Genomic DNA, 14,930 nt, shown 5'->3' with positions numbered 1-14,930 from the left:
TGTCGTATCCACCCCATCCAAGCTAGGCGATTCTTCCCATGGCGCGGTATATCTTCATCACCGGCGGCGTGGTTTCGTCGCTCGGCAAGGGCCTCATGGCGGCCTCTCTTGCGGCTCTTCTGCAGGCACGCGGTTACCGCGTGCGCATCCGCAAGTTCGATCCCTATCTCAACGTCGATCCGGGCACGATGAGCCCGTATCAGCATGGCGAGGTGTATGTGACCGACGACGGGGCGGAGACCGACCTCGACCTCGGCCATTATGAACGCTTCACCGGCGTGGCCTCGCGCCAGTCGGACAACGTCACCTCGGGCCGCATCTACAAGACGATCATCGAGCGCGAGCGGCGCGGCGACTATCTGGGCGCGACCGTCCAGGTGATCCCGCACGTCACCGACGCGATCAAGGCGTTCGCCAAGGCCGATACGGTCGACGAGAATGGCGAGGATCTCGACTTCGTCCTCTGCGAGATCGGCGGCACGGTCGGCGATATCGAATCGCTGCCCTTCATCGAGGCGATCCGCCAGCTCAAGAACGAGCTGGGCCGTGGCAAATCGATCAGCATCCACGTGACCCTGGTGCCCTATATCGCGGCGGCGGGCGAGCTGAAGACCAAGCCCACCCAGCATTCGGTGCGCGAGATCGCGGCGCTGGGCGTGGCCCCCGACGTGCTGGTCTGCCGCTGCGAGCATCCGCTGCCCGCCTCGGACCGTGCCAAGATCGGCCTGTTCTGCAACGTGCCGCCCTCGGCGGTCATTCCGGCGCTGGACGCCGCCAGCATCTATGCGGTGCCGCTGCAATATCACGCCGAGGGCCTCGATTCGGAGGTGCTGCGCGCATTCGGGATCGAGCCGGAGGGCGCGCCCGACCTGTCGCGCTGGACCGAGATCGTCGATCGCCTGACCAATCCCGAGGGCGAGGTCACGATCGGCGTGGTCGGCAAATATGTCGGCCTGCAGGATGCGTACAAGTCGCTCAACGAGGCGCTGGTGCATGGCGGCATCGCCAACAAGGTGAAGGTCCATATCCGCTGGATCGACGCCGAGCTGTTCGAGGGCGATGAGAGCGAGATCGCGCAGCAGCTCGAACCCTGCCACGCCATCCTGGTCCCCGGCGCGTTCGGCGAGCGCGGCGCGGCGGGCAAGATCGCGGCGGTCCGGTTCGCGCGCGAACGCCGCGTGCCTTATTTCGGCATCTGCTTCGGCATGCAGATGGCCTGTGTCGAGGGCGCGCGCGATCTGGCAGGGATCACGGACGCCTCCTCGACCGAGTTCGGCCCGACCTCGGAGCCGGTGGTCGGCCTCATCACCGAATGGATGGGCCGTGACGGCCTGGAGAAGCGCGAGGCCAGCGGCGACCTGGGCGGCACGATGCGGCTGGGCGCCTATCAGGCGAAGCTGGCAGGCAACAGCGTCGTCGCCTCCATCTATGGCAGCGAGGATATTTCCGAGCGGCATCGTCACCGTTACGAGGTCAACACCGCCTATAAGGAAGCGCTGGAAAAGGGCGGGCTGGTGTTCAGCGGCATGTCGCCGGACGGCACGCTCCCCGAGATCGTCGAGCGGCCCGATCATCCCTGGTTCGTCGGCGTGCAGTTCCACCCGGAATTGAAATCGAAACCCTTCGACCCGCATCCCCTGTTCGCCAGCTTCGTCGAAGCGGCGGTGAAGCAGAGCCGGTTGGTGTGATTTTGATGACCCCGCCTCCAGATGGAGGCGGGGTTTTTCTTTGGGGGTTATTTTGCTTCGTTCGGGTTGGGCGAGGTTGAACGCCGAGGGAGAAGCTGTCCACCTGGCGGACGGCTGGGCGTGGGCTTCGACTACGCTCAGCCTGAACGGGTCTGGGATTTGGGGAAGGCGTTCGAAGCGACAGTCCTTGCCACCCGCCCACCCTCCGTTCAGCCTGAGCGTAGTCGAAGGCCAAGGGAGGCGCTGTCCACTTGTGATCTGGCCCCCGTTTCACCGGACGGATTCAGGCGGTTGCAGAAACCAGTGCGCGATGTTCGCGCGGTGAACGCATTTTGAGCCCTGAATGGGGGTGGTTGTCGTTGTAGTCCTCGATCCATCCGGCAAGCGATGTCAACGCGGTGGGAGCATCAGGCAGCGGCGAGACGCGGACGTAATCGCGCTTGAGGGTATGAACGAAGGCCTCCGAGATGCCGTTGGACTGCGGGCTGCGAACGGGCGTGAAGCAGGGTTTGAGGCCCAGCTGCCGGGCAAAGGTGCGTGTTTCGCGGGCAGTATAGGCCGAGCCGTTATCGGACAGCATCTCGACCGGCACGGGCGCGCGCATACCGCCGAAGCGGGTTTCCACGGCTTCCAGCATGATGTCGCGCACGTCCGAGCCGCTGATGCCCGCATTGGCGATCGCGCGCCAGGCGATGATCTCGCGGTCATGGGCGTCGATGATGAAGGCGCCGCGCACGACCTCGCCGTTCCAGCAGGTGAACTCGAAGCCGTCCGAGCACCAGCGCAGGTTCGAGCGGATCGCCACCACGACGCCGTCATGGCCATAGTCGGCCCGCTCGGTGTAGCGCCGCGCCAGCAGCAGGCGGTCCGCTGCCATGATGCGGTAGACGCGCTTGTGGTTGACCGGCGCCAGTCCTTCGGCGCGTTGCTGTCGATTGAGGACCGCCGCGATGCGGCGGTAGCCGTAGGTGGGCCGCTGCGCGGCGATCTGGCGTATGCGGGGCAGCAGGTCCGCGTCGTCGGCCTTGGCGTACGGCCCGCGCGTCCGGGTGCGGCCGGTCAGGCGGTCGTACACCGTCGAGCGCCCGACCCCGAGCGTCTTGGCGACCAGGCTCACCGGATAGTCTCCGGCAACGGCGAGTGCATGAGCAAGCTCGCTTTTTTTGGGCGCGAGCGCTCCAGCGCCTCCTTCAGGATCTCGACCTCCAGCGTCTTGCGGCCGAGCTGGCGCTCCAGTTCGCGGATGCGGGTCTCCATCTCGCGGACCTGGCGATTGCTGGTCACGTCGTCGTCGCCGGCGACCGCGACGCTCCCGCCCTCCAGCATCAGCCGCCGCCAGCGGTACAGCAGGTTCGGCGCCACGCCGTTGCGGCGTGCCACCACCGATATGCTCTCGCGACCATCGAGCGTCTCCTCGACGATCCTCAGCTTCTCAGGCGTGCTCCAGTGACGGCGACGACCGCCGTCGGTGATGATTTCGGACACGGACATAAGCCTATGCTTAGGGGATAGCCCCAAGCCTCCTTCTTAGGCTTGAATCCGTCCGGTCGAAATGGGGGCCAGCTCAACTTGGCGGAGGGCAGGGCGTGGGCTTCGACTACGCTCAGCCCGAACGGGTGTGGGATTTGGGGGACGGTGTTCGAAGCGACAGTTCCTGCCGCCTGCCCACCCTCCGTTCAGCCTGAGCGTAGTCGAAGGCCAAGGGAGGCGCTGTCCACTTGGCGGATGGCGGGGCGTAGGCTTCGACTTCGCTCAGCCTGAACGGGTGTGGGGTTTGGGGAAAGGCGTCCAAAGCGACAGCCCCTGCGTCCGCCCACCCTCCGTTCAGCCTGAGCGTAGTCGAAGGCCAAGGGAAAACCTGTCCACCCGGCGGATGACGGCGCACAGACCTCGCCTCGCCCAGCCCGAACGGAGGCCGGAGAAAAACCGAAAGGCGCCCGGACCCGTCGGTCCGGACGCCCCGCGACGTCTTCAGGGAGGGAAAGACGTCGAGCCTTGTTACGCCGCCTTGGCCGCGTCGGCCTCTTCGGCGTGATGTTCGACCGCCGCCAGCGGCTGGCCCGTCTTGATCGCGATCGTCTTGGGCTTCATCGCCTCGGGCACCTCGCGGACGAGGTCGATGACGAGCAGGCCGTCGTTCAGGCGCGCATCCTCGACGAACACGAAGTCCGCCAACTCGAAGCGCCGCTCGAACGAGCGATTGGCGATGCCGACATGCAGGAAGTTGGGCGCGGTCGCCTTGTCATCCTTCTTGCCGGTGACGAGCAGCATGTTCTGCTGCGCGGTGATCTCGATCTCGTCGCGGGAGAAACCGGCCACCGCCAGGGTGATGCGGTAACGGTCCTCGGCCAGACGCTCGAGATTGAACGGGGGATAATTTTCCGCCGAAGCGCCGCGCGAATTGGCCTCCAGCAGATCGAACAGCCGGTCGAAGCCGATGGTCGAACGGCGATACGGGGTCAGGTCGATACGCATGTCAAAACCTCCATCAGAAGCGAATTGAAGAGGATCGACCCACCCGTCGCCCGGACGGGCAAGGCCGCTCCGTGCGGCCCGTCAGCGGCACCGCACGCGAACCGATATGGTTCGCGTTTTATGTCCTTCAAGAGCCCCATCGGATCGAGAAGCAAATCTTCCAGCGGCCCAAGCCGGTCCGTGCTTGAACGCCTAGTAAATCGATGTGTGAATAGGAGGTGAAATCAAAAGGGGAGCTTCCATGTCCTTGACCCTGGCACTCATGCTTGCTGCCCAGACGGTGGCGGCCACGTCCGATCCACAGACCGCCACGCCGCCCGAGCCTGCCGCCCGGTCGGGGCGCGAAGAAGGGCGGCTGGGCACCGCGCAACAGGGCGGGGGCGACGTCGTCGTCACCGCGCGCCGCCGCGCCGAGACGATCCAGTCGGTCCCCATCGCCATGTCGGTGATCGGCGGCACCGCGCTCGCGGAGACGGGCACCTATAATGTCAACCGGCTGACCCAGATTCAGCCGACGCTGCAATTCTATTCGACCAACCCGCGCAACTCGGCCGCCAATATCCGCGGGCTGGGCGCGCCGTTCGGGCTGACCAATGACGGGATCGAGCAGGGCGTCGGCATCTATGTCGATCAGGTCTATTACAGCCGCATCGCCTCGGCGACGTTCGACTTCACCGATACCGAGCGGATCGAGGTGCTGCGCGGGCCGCAGGGCACGCTCTATGGCAAGAACACCACGGCGGGCGCGATCAACATCATCACCCGCCCGCCCAGCTTCACGCCCGAGGCGCGGGTCGAACTGAGCGGCGGCAATTACGACTTTTTCCAGGGCAAGGCGTCGGTGTCCGGCCCGCTGGTCGACGACAAGGTGGCGGTGCGGCTGTCGACCTCGATCACCACGCGGCGCGGCACCGTCTGGAACACCCGTCAGCAGGAATGGCAGAACAGCCAGGACAATCTGTCGCTGCGCAGCCAGTTCCTGTGGCATGCCACGCCCACACTCGACCTGACCCTGTCGGGCGATTATGCGCGGCAGAACCCCAATTGCTGCGTCCAATATTATGCGCGGGTGGGCGCGACCCAGCGGCCGCTCAATCGCCAATATCCGGCGCTGGCCGCTGCGCAGGGCTATAGCGTGCCGTCTACCAACGCCTTCGACCGGTTGACCGATGTCGATACCGATCTGCGCGCCAAGCAGGAACTGGGCGGCCTGTCGCTGGTCGCCAACTGGGATGTGGGCGAAGCGACGCTGACCAGCGTGTCGGCGTGGCGCTTCTGGCACTGGGACCCATCCAACGATCGCGACTTCATCGGCCTGCCCATCACCACCGTCTCGGCCAATCCGTCGCAGCAGAGCCAGGTGACGCAGGAAATCCGCATCGCCTCCAACGGCAAGCGCACGCTCGATTATGTGCTGGGCGCCTTTTACTTCTGGCAGTCGATCGACACGCAGGGTTTGCAGGTGCAGGGCCCGGCGGCGAGTGCATTCCTGCTCAATCCGACCGGCTCCGCCGGGCGCAACCCCGCGACGCTGAACGGGCTGACCGCGCGCAACACGATCGGCTTCACCAACACTTCGGCCGCGCTGTTCGGCAAACTGACCTGGCATGTCGACGACCGCCTGTCGGTGTCGCCGGGCCTGCGGCTCAATTACGACCGCAAGGACGGCTCCTATGTCTCGGTCGTCACCAATGGCGCGGGATCGACCAGCCTGACCAGCGACCAGCGCGGGGTCCTTGCGCCGCAGAATTACACGCCGTCCTTCACCAACTGGAACCTGTCGGGCGATCTGACCATCGCCTATGAATTCAACCCCAATGTCCATTATTACGCGACCTATGCGCGCAGCTATAAGTCGGGGGGCATCAATCTGTCGGGCCTGCCGCTGGATGCGCAGAACAACCCGATCCTGGCCACCCAGACGGTGAAGCCGGAAAAGGTCAATCATTTCGAGTTGGGGCTGAAGACCCAGTTCGCCGACCGCCGTGCGACCGTGAACATCGCCGGTTTCTGGACCGAGATCGGCGATTATCAGGCGACGGTGAACAATCTTCAGGTCAACGTCCTGCGCGGCTATCTGGCGAATGCCGGACGCGTACGGACGCGGGGGATCGAGATCGACTCGGCCTTCCGCCCGACCGAACGGTTCAACATCTATGCCAACGGCGCCTTCACCGATGCGCGCTATACCCGCTTCACCAACGCGCCATGCCCGCCCGAGCTGTCGGGCGGCACCGCGCTGCCGGTGGTCAACGGCCAGATCGTCGGCACGCCGGCGGCGGCGGGGACGCCGGGCAATTCGCTGCCCTATTGCAACATTTCGGGCCAGTGGCTGCCGGGCGTATCGCGCTGGGCCTTTTCCTACGGCGCGGAATATGACCTGCCCGCGACCGTGGCGGGGACCGAGGGGCAATTCTATCTCGGCTATGACGGCAGCTATCGATCCAAATTCTCGTCCAACCCGTCGCGCTCGGCCTATACCGACATCAACGGATACAGCCTGTCCAATGTGCGGGCGGGGTTCAAGGCGCCGGGCAGCTGGAACGCGTTCGTCTGGGTCCGCAACCTGTTCGATCACAATTATTACGAGCTGTTGGCGACCCAGTCGGGTTCGACCGGGCTGATCGTCGGCCAGCCGGGCGATCCGCGCACATACGGGTTCACCATTTCCAAGTCGTTCTGACCCATTCCTCCCCATCGGTGGTGGGGAGGATCGAAGGGGACGAATCACAGGATTCGTCCACATTCGGTTCATCTTGATCTGGTATAGCGACAGTCCCGTGAACGGGCGCCGGGCCGGCATCTGGAAACGGAGTTTGGAAGCTCCCCGTTTCTCAGCCGGTTCCGGCGGCTTTTCGATGGAGCGATGCGCGACGAGGCCCCAATGACAAACGCCCGGACCGTTTCCGATCCGGGCGCCTGCGTGACGATCGCTCGTCAGCCCCCTTTTCCCGCTCCCGCATCAACCTCTTTGGGTGAGCGTTGGAGCAATCCCCGAACCACGGCCGTTGCTGCCTGTGTCTCAGTGAGATTGTGGTACGTTAGGATGGCGGGGCTTGTCATCCCTCTTGCGGCATCGATGCTACGATTGCGGGGCTTGTGTGGCCGTCGCGCAACAATGCGGCGAGTCGGCCGTTTGGCCGCCGGAACCGGGCGCGGCATTGCCACCGCCGGACGCCGCCCGTACAGCCGCTGGGCTTATCAGTTTCTCCACGGATCGATCGGACATCAATGATCCTGTCACGCTATGAACGGATGATCGCCCGGCGCTATCTGCTGCCGGGCAAGGGAGAGGCGTTCATCTTCCTCGTCGCCTCGATCAGCCTGGTCGCAGTCATGCTGGGCGTCGCCGCGCTCGTCATCGTCATGAGCGTGATGAACGGCTTTCGCGCCGAGCTGTTCGACAAGATCGTCGGGCTGAACGGCCATGCGGTGGTGCAGGGGGTGGGCGGGCGCCTGCCCGACTGGCGCGACATCGTGCGCGAGGCCAGGGCGACGCCGGGGGTGACCAGCGCGGTGCCGATGATCGAGCAGCCGCTGATGTCCAGCTATAACGGCCGGGTCGAGGCGGTGCTGGTGCGCGGCATGCGGGTGCAGGACATCCGGGGCAATTCGGCGATCCGCTCCAAGATCATCATGGGCAATCTGAACAGCATCACGCCGGGCAGCGGCCGGATCGCGATCGGCAGCCGACTGGCGGAGGCGCTGGGCGCGCAGGTCGGCTCGGAGATTTCGCTGATCAGTCCGCAAGGGCAGACCACCCCCTTCGGCACGGTGCCGCGCATCGTCAGCTATACGGTCGGCGCGATCTTCGAGATCGGGGTGTACGACTATGACAAGGCCTATGTCATCATGCCGATCGAGGATGCGCAGACGCTGCTCCTGATGGGCGACACGGTCGGCATGGTCGAAATCCAGACGGTGGACGCCGACCGGGTGGGGCAGATCCTCGCGCCGCTAGCCGACAAGCTGGGCGGGCGCGCGGTGATCGCCGACTGGCGGACGATGAACGCGCAGCTGTTCGAGGCGCTGGCGGTCGAGCGGGTGGCGATGTTCACCGTGCTGTCGATCATCATCCTGGTCGCGGTGTTCAACATCCTGTCCTCGCTGATCATGCTCGTCCGCGCCAAGACGCGCGACATCGCGATCCTGCGAACGATGGGCGCGACGCGCGGCGGGTTGATGCGCATCTTCATGACGGTGGGCACGACGATCGGTGCGCTGGGCACGATCGCGGGGCTGGCGCTGGGCGCGGTGTTCCTATTCTATCGCCAAGGCGTGGTGAACTTCGTCCAGTTCGTGACGGGGCAGAATCTGTGGGACCCCTCGATCCGCTATTTGACCGAGCTGCCGTCCAAGACCGACCCCGTGGAGATCATCGTGATCGCGTCGATGGCGCTGGTCTTCTCCTTCCTCGCCACGCTCTACCCCGCCTGGAAGGCGGCGAGCACGGACCCGGTGCAGGTGCTGCGTTATGAATGATCCGATCATCCGAATGGGCGATGCCGTCGCCCCCCGCACCGCCGAGCCGGTTCTGGAGACGCGCGGGCTCTCGCGCAGCTTCACCCAGGGCGGGCAGACGATCGAGGTGCTGCGCGGCGTCGACCTGGCCGTCGCGCCGGGTGAGATCGTGGCGCTTCTGGGCCCCTCGGGTTCGGGCAAGTCGACGCTGCTCCAGGCGGTCGGCTTGCTGGAGGGCGGTTTCTCCGGCTCGATCCGGATCGCGGGGGAGGAGGTGTCGAAGCTCGACTCGCATGGCCGGACCATCGCGCGGCGCGATTATCTGGGCTTCGTCTATCAGTTCCACCACCTGCTGCCCGATTTCAACGCGATCGAGAATGTCGTCCTGCCGCAACTGGTGCAGGGCAAGCTGCCCGCCGCCGCCGATATGCGGGCCAGGGGGCTGCTGACCGCACTCGGCCTCGGCCACCGGCTGACCCATCGGCCGAGCCAGCTGTCGGGCGGCGAGCAGCAGCGCGTGGCGGTCGCCCGCGCGCTCGCCAACCAGCCGCCGCTGGTGCTGGCCGACGAGCCGACCGGCAATCTGGACGAACACACCTCCGAGGTCGTGCTGGCCGAATTCCTGCGGCTGGTGCGCGGCGAGGGCTCGGCGGCGTTGGTCGCGACGCATAACGAGCGGCTGGCGCTCAAGATGGACCGGGTGGTGCGCCTCCACGAAGGCCGCCTGCAATGAGCGTCTGGAGCGAGACGCCGACGCTGACCGGCCGCCACGTTCGCTTGCGCCCCTTCGTCGAGGCCGATCTGCCCGCGCTGGTCGAGGCCGCGCGGGAGGGCGAGCTCTGGAACATCTTCTACGCCAATGTCTCGATGATGAAGACGCCCGAGCGCTGGCTGGCGGCGGCGCTCAAGGAGCGCGATGTCGGCCGTGCGCTGCTCTTCACGGTCGAGACGCCGGACGGCGCGGTGGTCGGCACGACCCGCTATATGCGGATGGCGCCGCAGCATCGGCGGCTGGAGATCGGCGGCACCTTCTACGCCACGCGCGTCCAGCGGACCGGCGTCAATACCGAGGCGAAGCGGATGCTGCTGGCCCATGCCTTTGAGGTGATGGAGTGTCAGGCGATCCAGATCCGCACCGATTCGCTCAACAAGCGCAGCCAGGCGGCGATCGAGCGGCTGGGCGCCAAGAAGGACGGCGTGCTGCGCGGGCATCAGGTCATGGCGGACGGACGCATCCGCGACAGCGTCGTCTATTCGATCATCGACCGCGAGTGGCCCGGCGTGCGCGCCAATCTGGACTATCTGCTGGGCAAGCATCGATGAGCGGGATTGGCGATTTCACCGTCCGGGCGGCGGACGGCACGCCGGTCGCCATGGCGGCCTATGCCGGGCGCGTGCTGCTGGTGGTCAACACCGCGTCGAAATGCGGCTTCACCCCGCAATATGAAGGGCTGGAGATGCTGCATCGTCGCTATGCGGCGCAGGGGCTGACGGTGTTGGGCTTTCCCTGCAACCAGTTCGGCGCGCAGGAGCCGGGCGACGCGGCGGAGATCGCGAATTTCTGTTTGCTGACCTATGACGTGACCTTCCCGGTGATGGCGAAGGTCGAGGTCAATGGCGAAGGCGCCGATCCGTTGTTCGGGTGGCTGAAGGGGCAAGCGCCGGGGTTGCTGGGGACCAAGGCGATCAAGTGGAACTTCACCAAGTTCCTGGTGGATCGGTCGGGCAAGGTGGTCGGCCGCTATGCCCCGACGACCAAGCCGGAGGATCTGGCGCGCGATATTGAGGGGCTCCTCTAGGTCTCACAGGTGGTCGGGTTTAAACCCGACCCACGTTCAGTCGGAGGCCAGTGAGCAAGTAGCGCTGCTTGGCGGATGTCCGGGCGTGCGCTTCGACTTCGCTCAGCGCGAACGGAGTTTACGACCTTACCCTACCGCCGTTCGGCCTGAGCGAAGTCGAAGGCCAAGGGATGGACGATGTTCCGGGCGACGCTCCCAGCTTACGCTTCAACTTCGCCCGGCGTGAACGGGAGGTGGCCCGAACCACCGTTCAGCCTGAGCGAAGTCGAAGGCCAAGGGCCTCAAAGCGAAAACGCACTCGCCCCCTTCTTGTGATCCAGTGCCGAGGCGATGGAGGTGATCCCGCCGAACAGGAAGCTGAGCCCCAGAATATAGCCCGGCAGCGTCATCGCGCTCCATGGCAGCGTCACCAGCACGAACAGCGCCAGGATGATGTTCAGCACGCCCAGCGCGATCATCCAGCCGCGCCGCCGCCGCATCCGCGCGCCCAGCCCGATTTCCAGCACGCCGCGCAAGCCCAGCCACGCCGCGATCAGCAGCGTGATCGAGATCGCCCCGGTCGCGGGCTCGAACGCCATGATCAGCCCGATGACCAGCGACACGATCCCGAAGCCGATCGCATAGCCGCGCCCTTCATGCCCCTTGCCGAAGATACCGGCACCGATCGACACCAGCCCCGAGGCGATGAGGAACGCGCCGATCACCAGCGTCGCGGCGAAGGTGGCGGGCACCGGGAACAGGAACGCCGCCAGACCCAGCAACGCCGACAGGATGCCGTAAGCCAGAATCCAGCCCCATCCGGCACCGGGCCGAAGCGAGGCGGCAAAAGAACGGTCCGTATCGGTCATCATCACGTCCTTGAGCGAGATCAAAATATTCTGTTGGCGTAACGACTCCCTTTGGCCGGGGTTCCGTGCTGGTCGAATCATGTCGCTTGGCGTAAGGGTGCGTGATGCATTCCGGATATGTGCCGCTTCGCATCTTTTCCTCCTTCACGATGCTCGACGGCGCGATCGATCCCAAGGCGATTGCGGCGCAGGCCAAGGCGAACGCCTTTCCTGCCGCCGGGCTGACCGACCGCAACGGCCTCTATGCCGCGATGGCCTTTTCGGACGCCGCCAAGAAGGCCGGGGTCCAGCCGGTGATCGGCACGATGCTTGGCCTGGCGCGGCCGGACATGCCCGACAATGTCGGCGCGGTGGTGGACTGGATCGCGCTCTATGCGCAGGACATGACCGGCTATGACAATCTGTGCGCGCTGGTATCGGCGGCGCATCTCGACCGGCCGATCGAGCTGGCGGCGCATGTCGGCTTCGACACGCTGGAGAAGTTCAGCACCGGCCTGATCGCGCTGACCGCCGCCGGGGAGGGCGGCATCGCGCGGCTGTTCGCCGAAGGCCAGCCGGACCGCGCCAAGGCCTATGCCGACCGGCTCCAGGCGATCTTTGGCGACCGGCTCTATATCGAACTGGCGCGGCGGGACGATCCCGTCGAGATCGCGGCCGAGCAGGATCTGATCGACCTGGCCTATGACCGCGACCTGCCGCTGGTCGCGACCAATCCCTGCTGTTTCGCCGATAGCGGCTTCCGCGACGCGCATGACGCCATGCTGTGCATCGCCAATTCGACCTATGTCGAAATGGACGACCGCCCCAAGAGCAGCCCCGAGGCCTGGCTGAAGCCCGCCGAGGTGATGAAGCAGTTGTTCGCCGACCTGCCCGAAGCGATCGACAACACGCTGGTCGTGGCGCAGCGCTGCGCGGTCATGGCCCCGTGGCGCAAGCCCATCCTGCCCAGCCTGGCGGGCGACCGCGAGGGCGAGGCGGCGATGCTCCGCCGCGACGCGACGGCGGGTCTGGAGGCGCGGCTCGACCGTATCGCCGAGCTGGAGGGCGAGGGCGAACCCGGCTGGCGCGAGGCCTATCACGAACGGTTGAAGTTCGAGGTCGACATCATCATCCAGATGGGCTTCCCCGGTTACTTCCTGATCGTCGCCGACTTCATCAAATGGGCCAAGGACCACGATATTCCCGTGGGGCCGGGCCGTGGTTCGGGCGCGGGCTCGGTGGTCGCCTGGGCGCTGACCATCACCGATCTCGATCCATTGAAGCTGGGCCTGCTGTTCGAGCGCTTCCTGAACCCGGAACGCGTGTCGATGCCCGACTTCGATATCGATTTCTGCGAAACCCGGCGTGGCGAGGTCATCCGCTACGTCCAAGAGAAATATGGCCGCGACCAGGTCGCACAGATCATCACCTTCGGTAAGCTGAAGGCGCGCGCGGTGCTGAAGGACACCGGCCGCGTGCTCCAGATGAGCTATGGCCAGGTCGACCGCCTCGCCAAGCTGGTCCCCAACCACCCGACCGACCCGTGGGACCTGAAGCGCGCGCTGAACGGCGTGCCCGAGTTGGCGAAGGAATATGCCAACGACAACCAGGTCCGCCGGTTGCTCGACCTCGCCACCAAGCTGGAGGGCCTGCCGCGCCACAGCTCGACCCATGCCGCCGGTGTGGTGATCGGCGACCGGCCGCTGGCGCAGCTGGTCCCGCTCTATCGCGATCCGCGCTCGGACATGCCGGTGACGCAGTTCGACATGAAGTTCGTCGAGGGCGCGGGGCTGGTCAAGTTCGACTTCCTCGGCCTCAAGACGCTGTCGGTGCTGCAAAAGGCGGTGCAGCTGCTCGCCAAGCGTGGGGTCGAGGTCGATCTCGGGGCCTTGGCCTGGGATGACGAGGCCACTTACGCTTTGCTCCAGAAGGGCGACACGGTCGGCGTGTTCCAGCTGGAATCGGAAGGCATGCGGCGCACCCTGTCGGCCGTGCGCCCGACCAATTTCGGCGACATCATCGCGCTCGTGTCGCTGTACCGACCGGGTCCGATGGACAATATCCCCAGCTTCGGTCGCCGCAAGCAGGGGACCGAGGAGATCGTCTACCCGCATCCCCTGCTCGAACAGATCTTGTCCGAGACCTATGGCATCTTCGTCTATCAGGAACAGGTGATGCAGGCCGCCCAGATCCTGGCGGGCTATTCGCTGGGCGGCGCGGATCTTCTCCGCCGCGCGATGGGCAAGAAGGTGAAGGCGGAGATGGACGCGCAGCGCGCCATCTTCGTCAAGGGCTGCCAGGAGGTGAACGGCATCCCGTCGCAAAAGGCCAACGAGCTGTTCGACTTGATCGACAAGTTCGCCGGCTACGGCTTCAACAAGAGCCACGCGGCGGCCTATGCGCTGCTCGCCTATCAGACCGCGTGGCTGAAGGCGCATCACCCGCACGAATTCTATGCCGCGTCGATGTGCTACGACATGGCGCTGACCGACAAGCTGGCGATCTTCGTCGACGATGCGCGGCGGATGGGCGTGACGATGCTGCCGCCCTGCATCAACGCCAGCCAGGCCGAGTTCGATGTCGAGCCGCATGAGGACGGCCTGGGCGTCCGCTATGCGCTGGGCGCGCTCAAGTCGGTGGGCGAGGGCGCGATGGAGAAGCTGGTCGTCGAGCGCAATGCGGGCGGCCCCTTCGCCTCGCTCGATGCGCTGGCCAAGCGGGTCGATCCGCGCCTGATGAACAAGCGCCAGCTGGAGACGCTGGCGTCCGCGGGGGCGTTTGACGGGATCGAGGTCAACCGTGCGGGCGTCCATGCGGTCGCCGAAACCGTCCTCGCCATCGCCGCGCGCACCCATGAGGGGCGGACCAGCGGGCAGGGCGGGCTGTTCGGCGAGACCGAGGTGGCGGGCGACGCGATCAAGCTGCCGACCGGCACCCGCTGGAGCCTGTCGCAGCGGATGGAGCAGGAGAAGGAGGCGTTCGGCTTCTATTTCTCGGCGCATCCGGTCGATCGCCATGCGCATATCGCCAAGATGCACGGCGCGCGGACCTATACCTCGCTGACCGACCTGATCATTCCCGACGACGGCGCGCGGATCGGCGCGACCATGGCGGTGCTGGTCGAGGATGCGCGCTGGCGGACCTCGGCGCGGGGCAAGCGCTATATGATGGCGCAGCTATCCGACGCGACGGGGCAGTTCCTGGCGACCTGTTTCGACGATTCGGTGGCGGGCGATCTGGAAAAGGCCGCCAAGGAGGGCGATTGCGCGCTCATCACCGTCGAGCTGGATCGCCGTCCGGGCGAAGAGGCCCCGCGGGTCAGCATCAAGCGGGTCCAGCCGTTCGACGGGCTCGCCAGCACCGCGAAGTTCGTGGTCGAGGTGACGGTGGCGGACAAGGCGGCGTTCAAGGCGCTGCATGCGATGCTCGACCCGCTGCGCAACGGCCGGGGCGAGGTCCGTGCGCGGATCTCGGGGCCGGACGGCGATACGCTGCTGATGCTGGGGCGCAACTTCCTGCTCGACGCCGAGCTGGCCAGCCATATCGAGGACCTGCCGGGCGTGACCGCGGTGGCGATGAAGTCGTCGGAAGCGCGGCTGGCGTTGGTAGGCTAGGGCGGATCGACATTTAGTATTGCGTCCTCTTCCCTCTCCCCTGGACAGGGGAGAGGGTTAGCGAAG

The 14,930-nt window shown here is 65.8% G+C and carries 10 protein-coding genes; 7 read left to right on the top strand and 3 right to left on the bottom strand.

All coding sequences use genetic code 11. From position 1 onward, the window contains the following. Positions 1-38: 38 nt before the first annotated feature. Positions 39-1,688: a CTP synthase gene (locus QE385_RS04475; protein ID WP_307099486.1), complete on the top strand. Its 1,650-nt coding sequence runs from the start codon at positions 39-41 to the stop codon at positions 1,686-1,688. Between the two features lie 283 nt (positions 1,689-1,971). On the opposite strand, the gene QE385_RS04470 is transcribed toward QE385_RS04475, so the two are convergent. After that, positions 1,972-3,179, bottom strand: a protein-coding gene (locus QE385_RS04470; protein ID WP_307098189.1) for an IS3-like element ISGbe2 family transposase whose coding sequence is annotated in 2 segments (ribosomal slippage) — positions 1,972-2,855 and positions 2,855-3,179 — 1,209 coding nt in all. Because the reading frame shifts where the segments join, the coding sequence is not laid out codon by codon here. Between the two features lie 507 nt (positions 3,180-3,686). Beyond that, the gene (locus QE385_RS04465; protein WP_307099484.1) at positions 3,687-4,163 is read right to left on the bottom strand and encodes an Hsp20 family protein; all 477 of its coding nucleotides are present in this window, start codon (positions 4,161-4,163) and stop codon (positions 3,687-3,689) included. Positions 4,164-4,404: 241 nt separating this feature from the next. On the opposite strand from QE385_RS04465, the gene QE385_RS04460 reads away from it, so the two are divergent. The 5 genes from QE385_RS04460 (at position 4,405) to QE385_RS04440 (ending at position 10,423) form a co-directional block, all read left to right on the top strand. After that, entirely contained in the window at positions 4,405-6,846 is a 2,442-nt protein-coding gene (locus QE385_RS04460) for a TonB-dependent receptor (RefSeq protein ID WP_307099482.1), read from the top strand. A gap of 548 nt (positions 6,847-7,394) precedes the next feature. Continuing rightward, on the top strand, positions 7,395-8,645 hold the full coding sequence (locus QE385_RS04455) for a lipoprotein-releasing ABC transporter permease subunit (RefSeq protein WP_307099480.1): 1,251 nt from the start codon (positions 7,395-7,397) through the stop codon (positions 8,643-8,645). A gap of 13 nt (positions 8,646-8,658) precedes the next feature. Beyond that, complete coding sequence (locus tag QE385_RS04450) at positions 8,659-9,357, top strand: ABC transporter ATP-binding protein (protein WP_307104547.1); 699 nt, start codon at positions 8,659-8,661, stop codon at positions 9,355-9,357. Then, entirely contained in the window at positions 9,354-9,947 is a 594-nt protein-coding gene (locus tag QE385_RS04445; protein WP_307099478.1) for a GNAT family N-acetyltransferase, read from the top strand. The genes QE385_RS04450 and QE385_RS04445 overlap by 4 nt, the downstream gene beginning before the upstream one ends. After that, positions 9,944-10,423 (top strand): glutathione peroxidase, encoded by a 480-nt coding sequence (locus tag QE385_RS04440; RefSeq protein ID WP_307099476.1) that lies wholly within the window; start codon positions 9,944-9,946, stop codon positions 10,421-10,423. Before QE385_RS04445 ends, QE385_RS04440 begins: the two co-directional genes overlap by 4 nt. 281 nt (positions 10,424-10,704) lie before the next feature. On the opposite strand, the gene QE385_RS04435 is transcribed toward QE385_RS04440, so the two are convergent. Beyond that, positions 10,705-11,271, bottom strand: coding sequence for an HdeD family acid-resistance protein (locus QE385_RS04435; RefSeq protein WP_307099473.1), 567 nt, complete (start codon positions 11,269-11,271; stop codon positions 10,705-10,707). A gap of 101 nt (positions 11,272-11,372) precedes the next feature. On the opposite strand from QE385_RS04435, the gene dnaE reads away from it, so the two are divergent. Next, positions 11,373-14,864 (top strand): DNA polymerase III subunit alpha, encoded by a 3,492-nt coding sequence (dnaE, locus tag QE385_RS04430; RefSeq protein WP_307099471.1) that lies wholly within the window; start codon positions 11,373-11,375, stop codon positions 14,862-14,864. Positions 14,865-14,930 lie beyond the last annotated feature (66 nt).

The organism is Sphingomonas sp. SORGH_AS_0950 (assembly GCF_030818415.1).
Taxonomy (GTDB): domain Bacteria; phylum Pseudomonadota; class Alphaproteobacteria; order Sphingomonadales; family Sphingomonadaceae; genus Sphingomonas.
This window is presented reverse-complemented; position numbering and strand designations above follow the sequence as displayed.

Excerpts from the sequence above, each read along its gene's own strand:
- QE385_RS04450 (WP_307104547.1), top strand. The coding sequence starts at position 8,659 with ATGGGCGATGCCGTCGCCCCCCGCACCGCCGAGCCGGTTCTGGAGACG.
- QE385_RS04465 (WP_307099484.1), bottom strand. The coding sequence starts at position 4,163 with ATGCGTATCGACCTGACCCCGTATCGCCGTTCGACCATCGGCTTCGAC.
- QE385_RS04475 (WP_307099486.1), top strand. The coding sequence starts at position 39 with ATGGCGCGGTATATCTTCATCACCGGCGGCGTGGTTTCGTCGCTCGGC.
- QE385_RS04435 (WP_307099473.1), bottom strand. The coding sequence starts at position 11,271 with ATGACCGATACGGACCGTTCTTTTGCCGCCTCGCTTCGGCCCGGTGCC.
- QE385_RS04440 (WP_307099476.1), top strand. The coding sequence starts at position 9,944 with ATGAGCGGGATTGGCGATTTCACCGTCCGGGCGGCGGACGGCACGCCG.
- QE385_RS04460 (WP_307099482.1), top strand. The coding sequence starts at position 4,405 with ATGTCCTTGACCCTGGCACTCATGCTTGCTGCCCAGACGGTGGCGGCC.
- QE385_RS04455 (WP_307099480.1), top strand. The coding sequence starts at position 7,395 with ATGATCCTGTCACGCTATGAACGGATGATCGCCCGGCGCTATCTGCTG.
- QE385_RS04445 (WP_307099478.1), top strand. The coding sequence starts at position 9,354 with ATGAGCGTCTGGAGCGAGACGCCGACGCTGACCGGCCGCCACGTTCGC.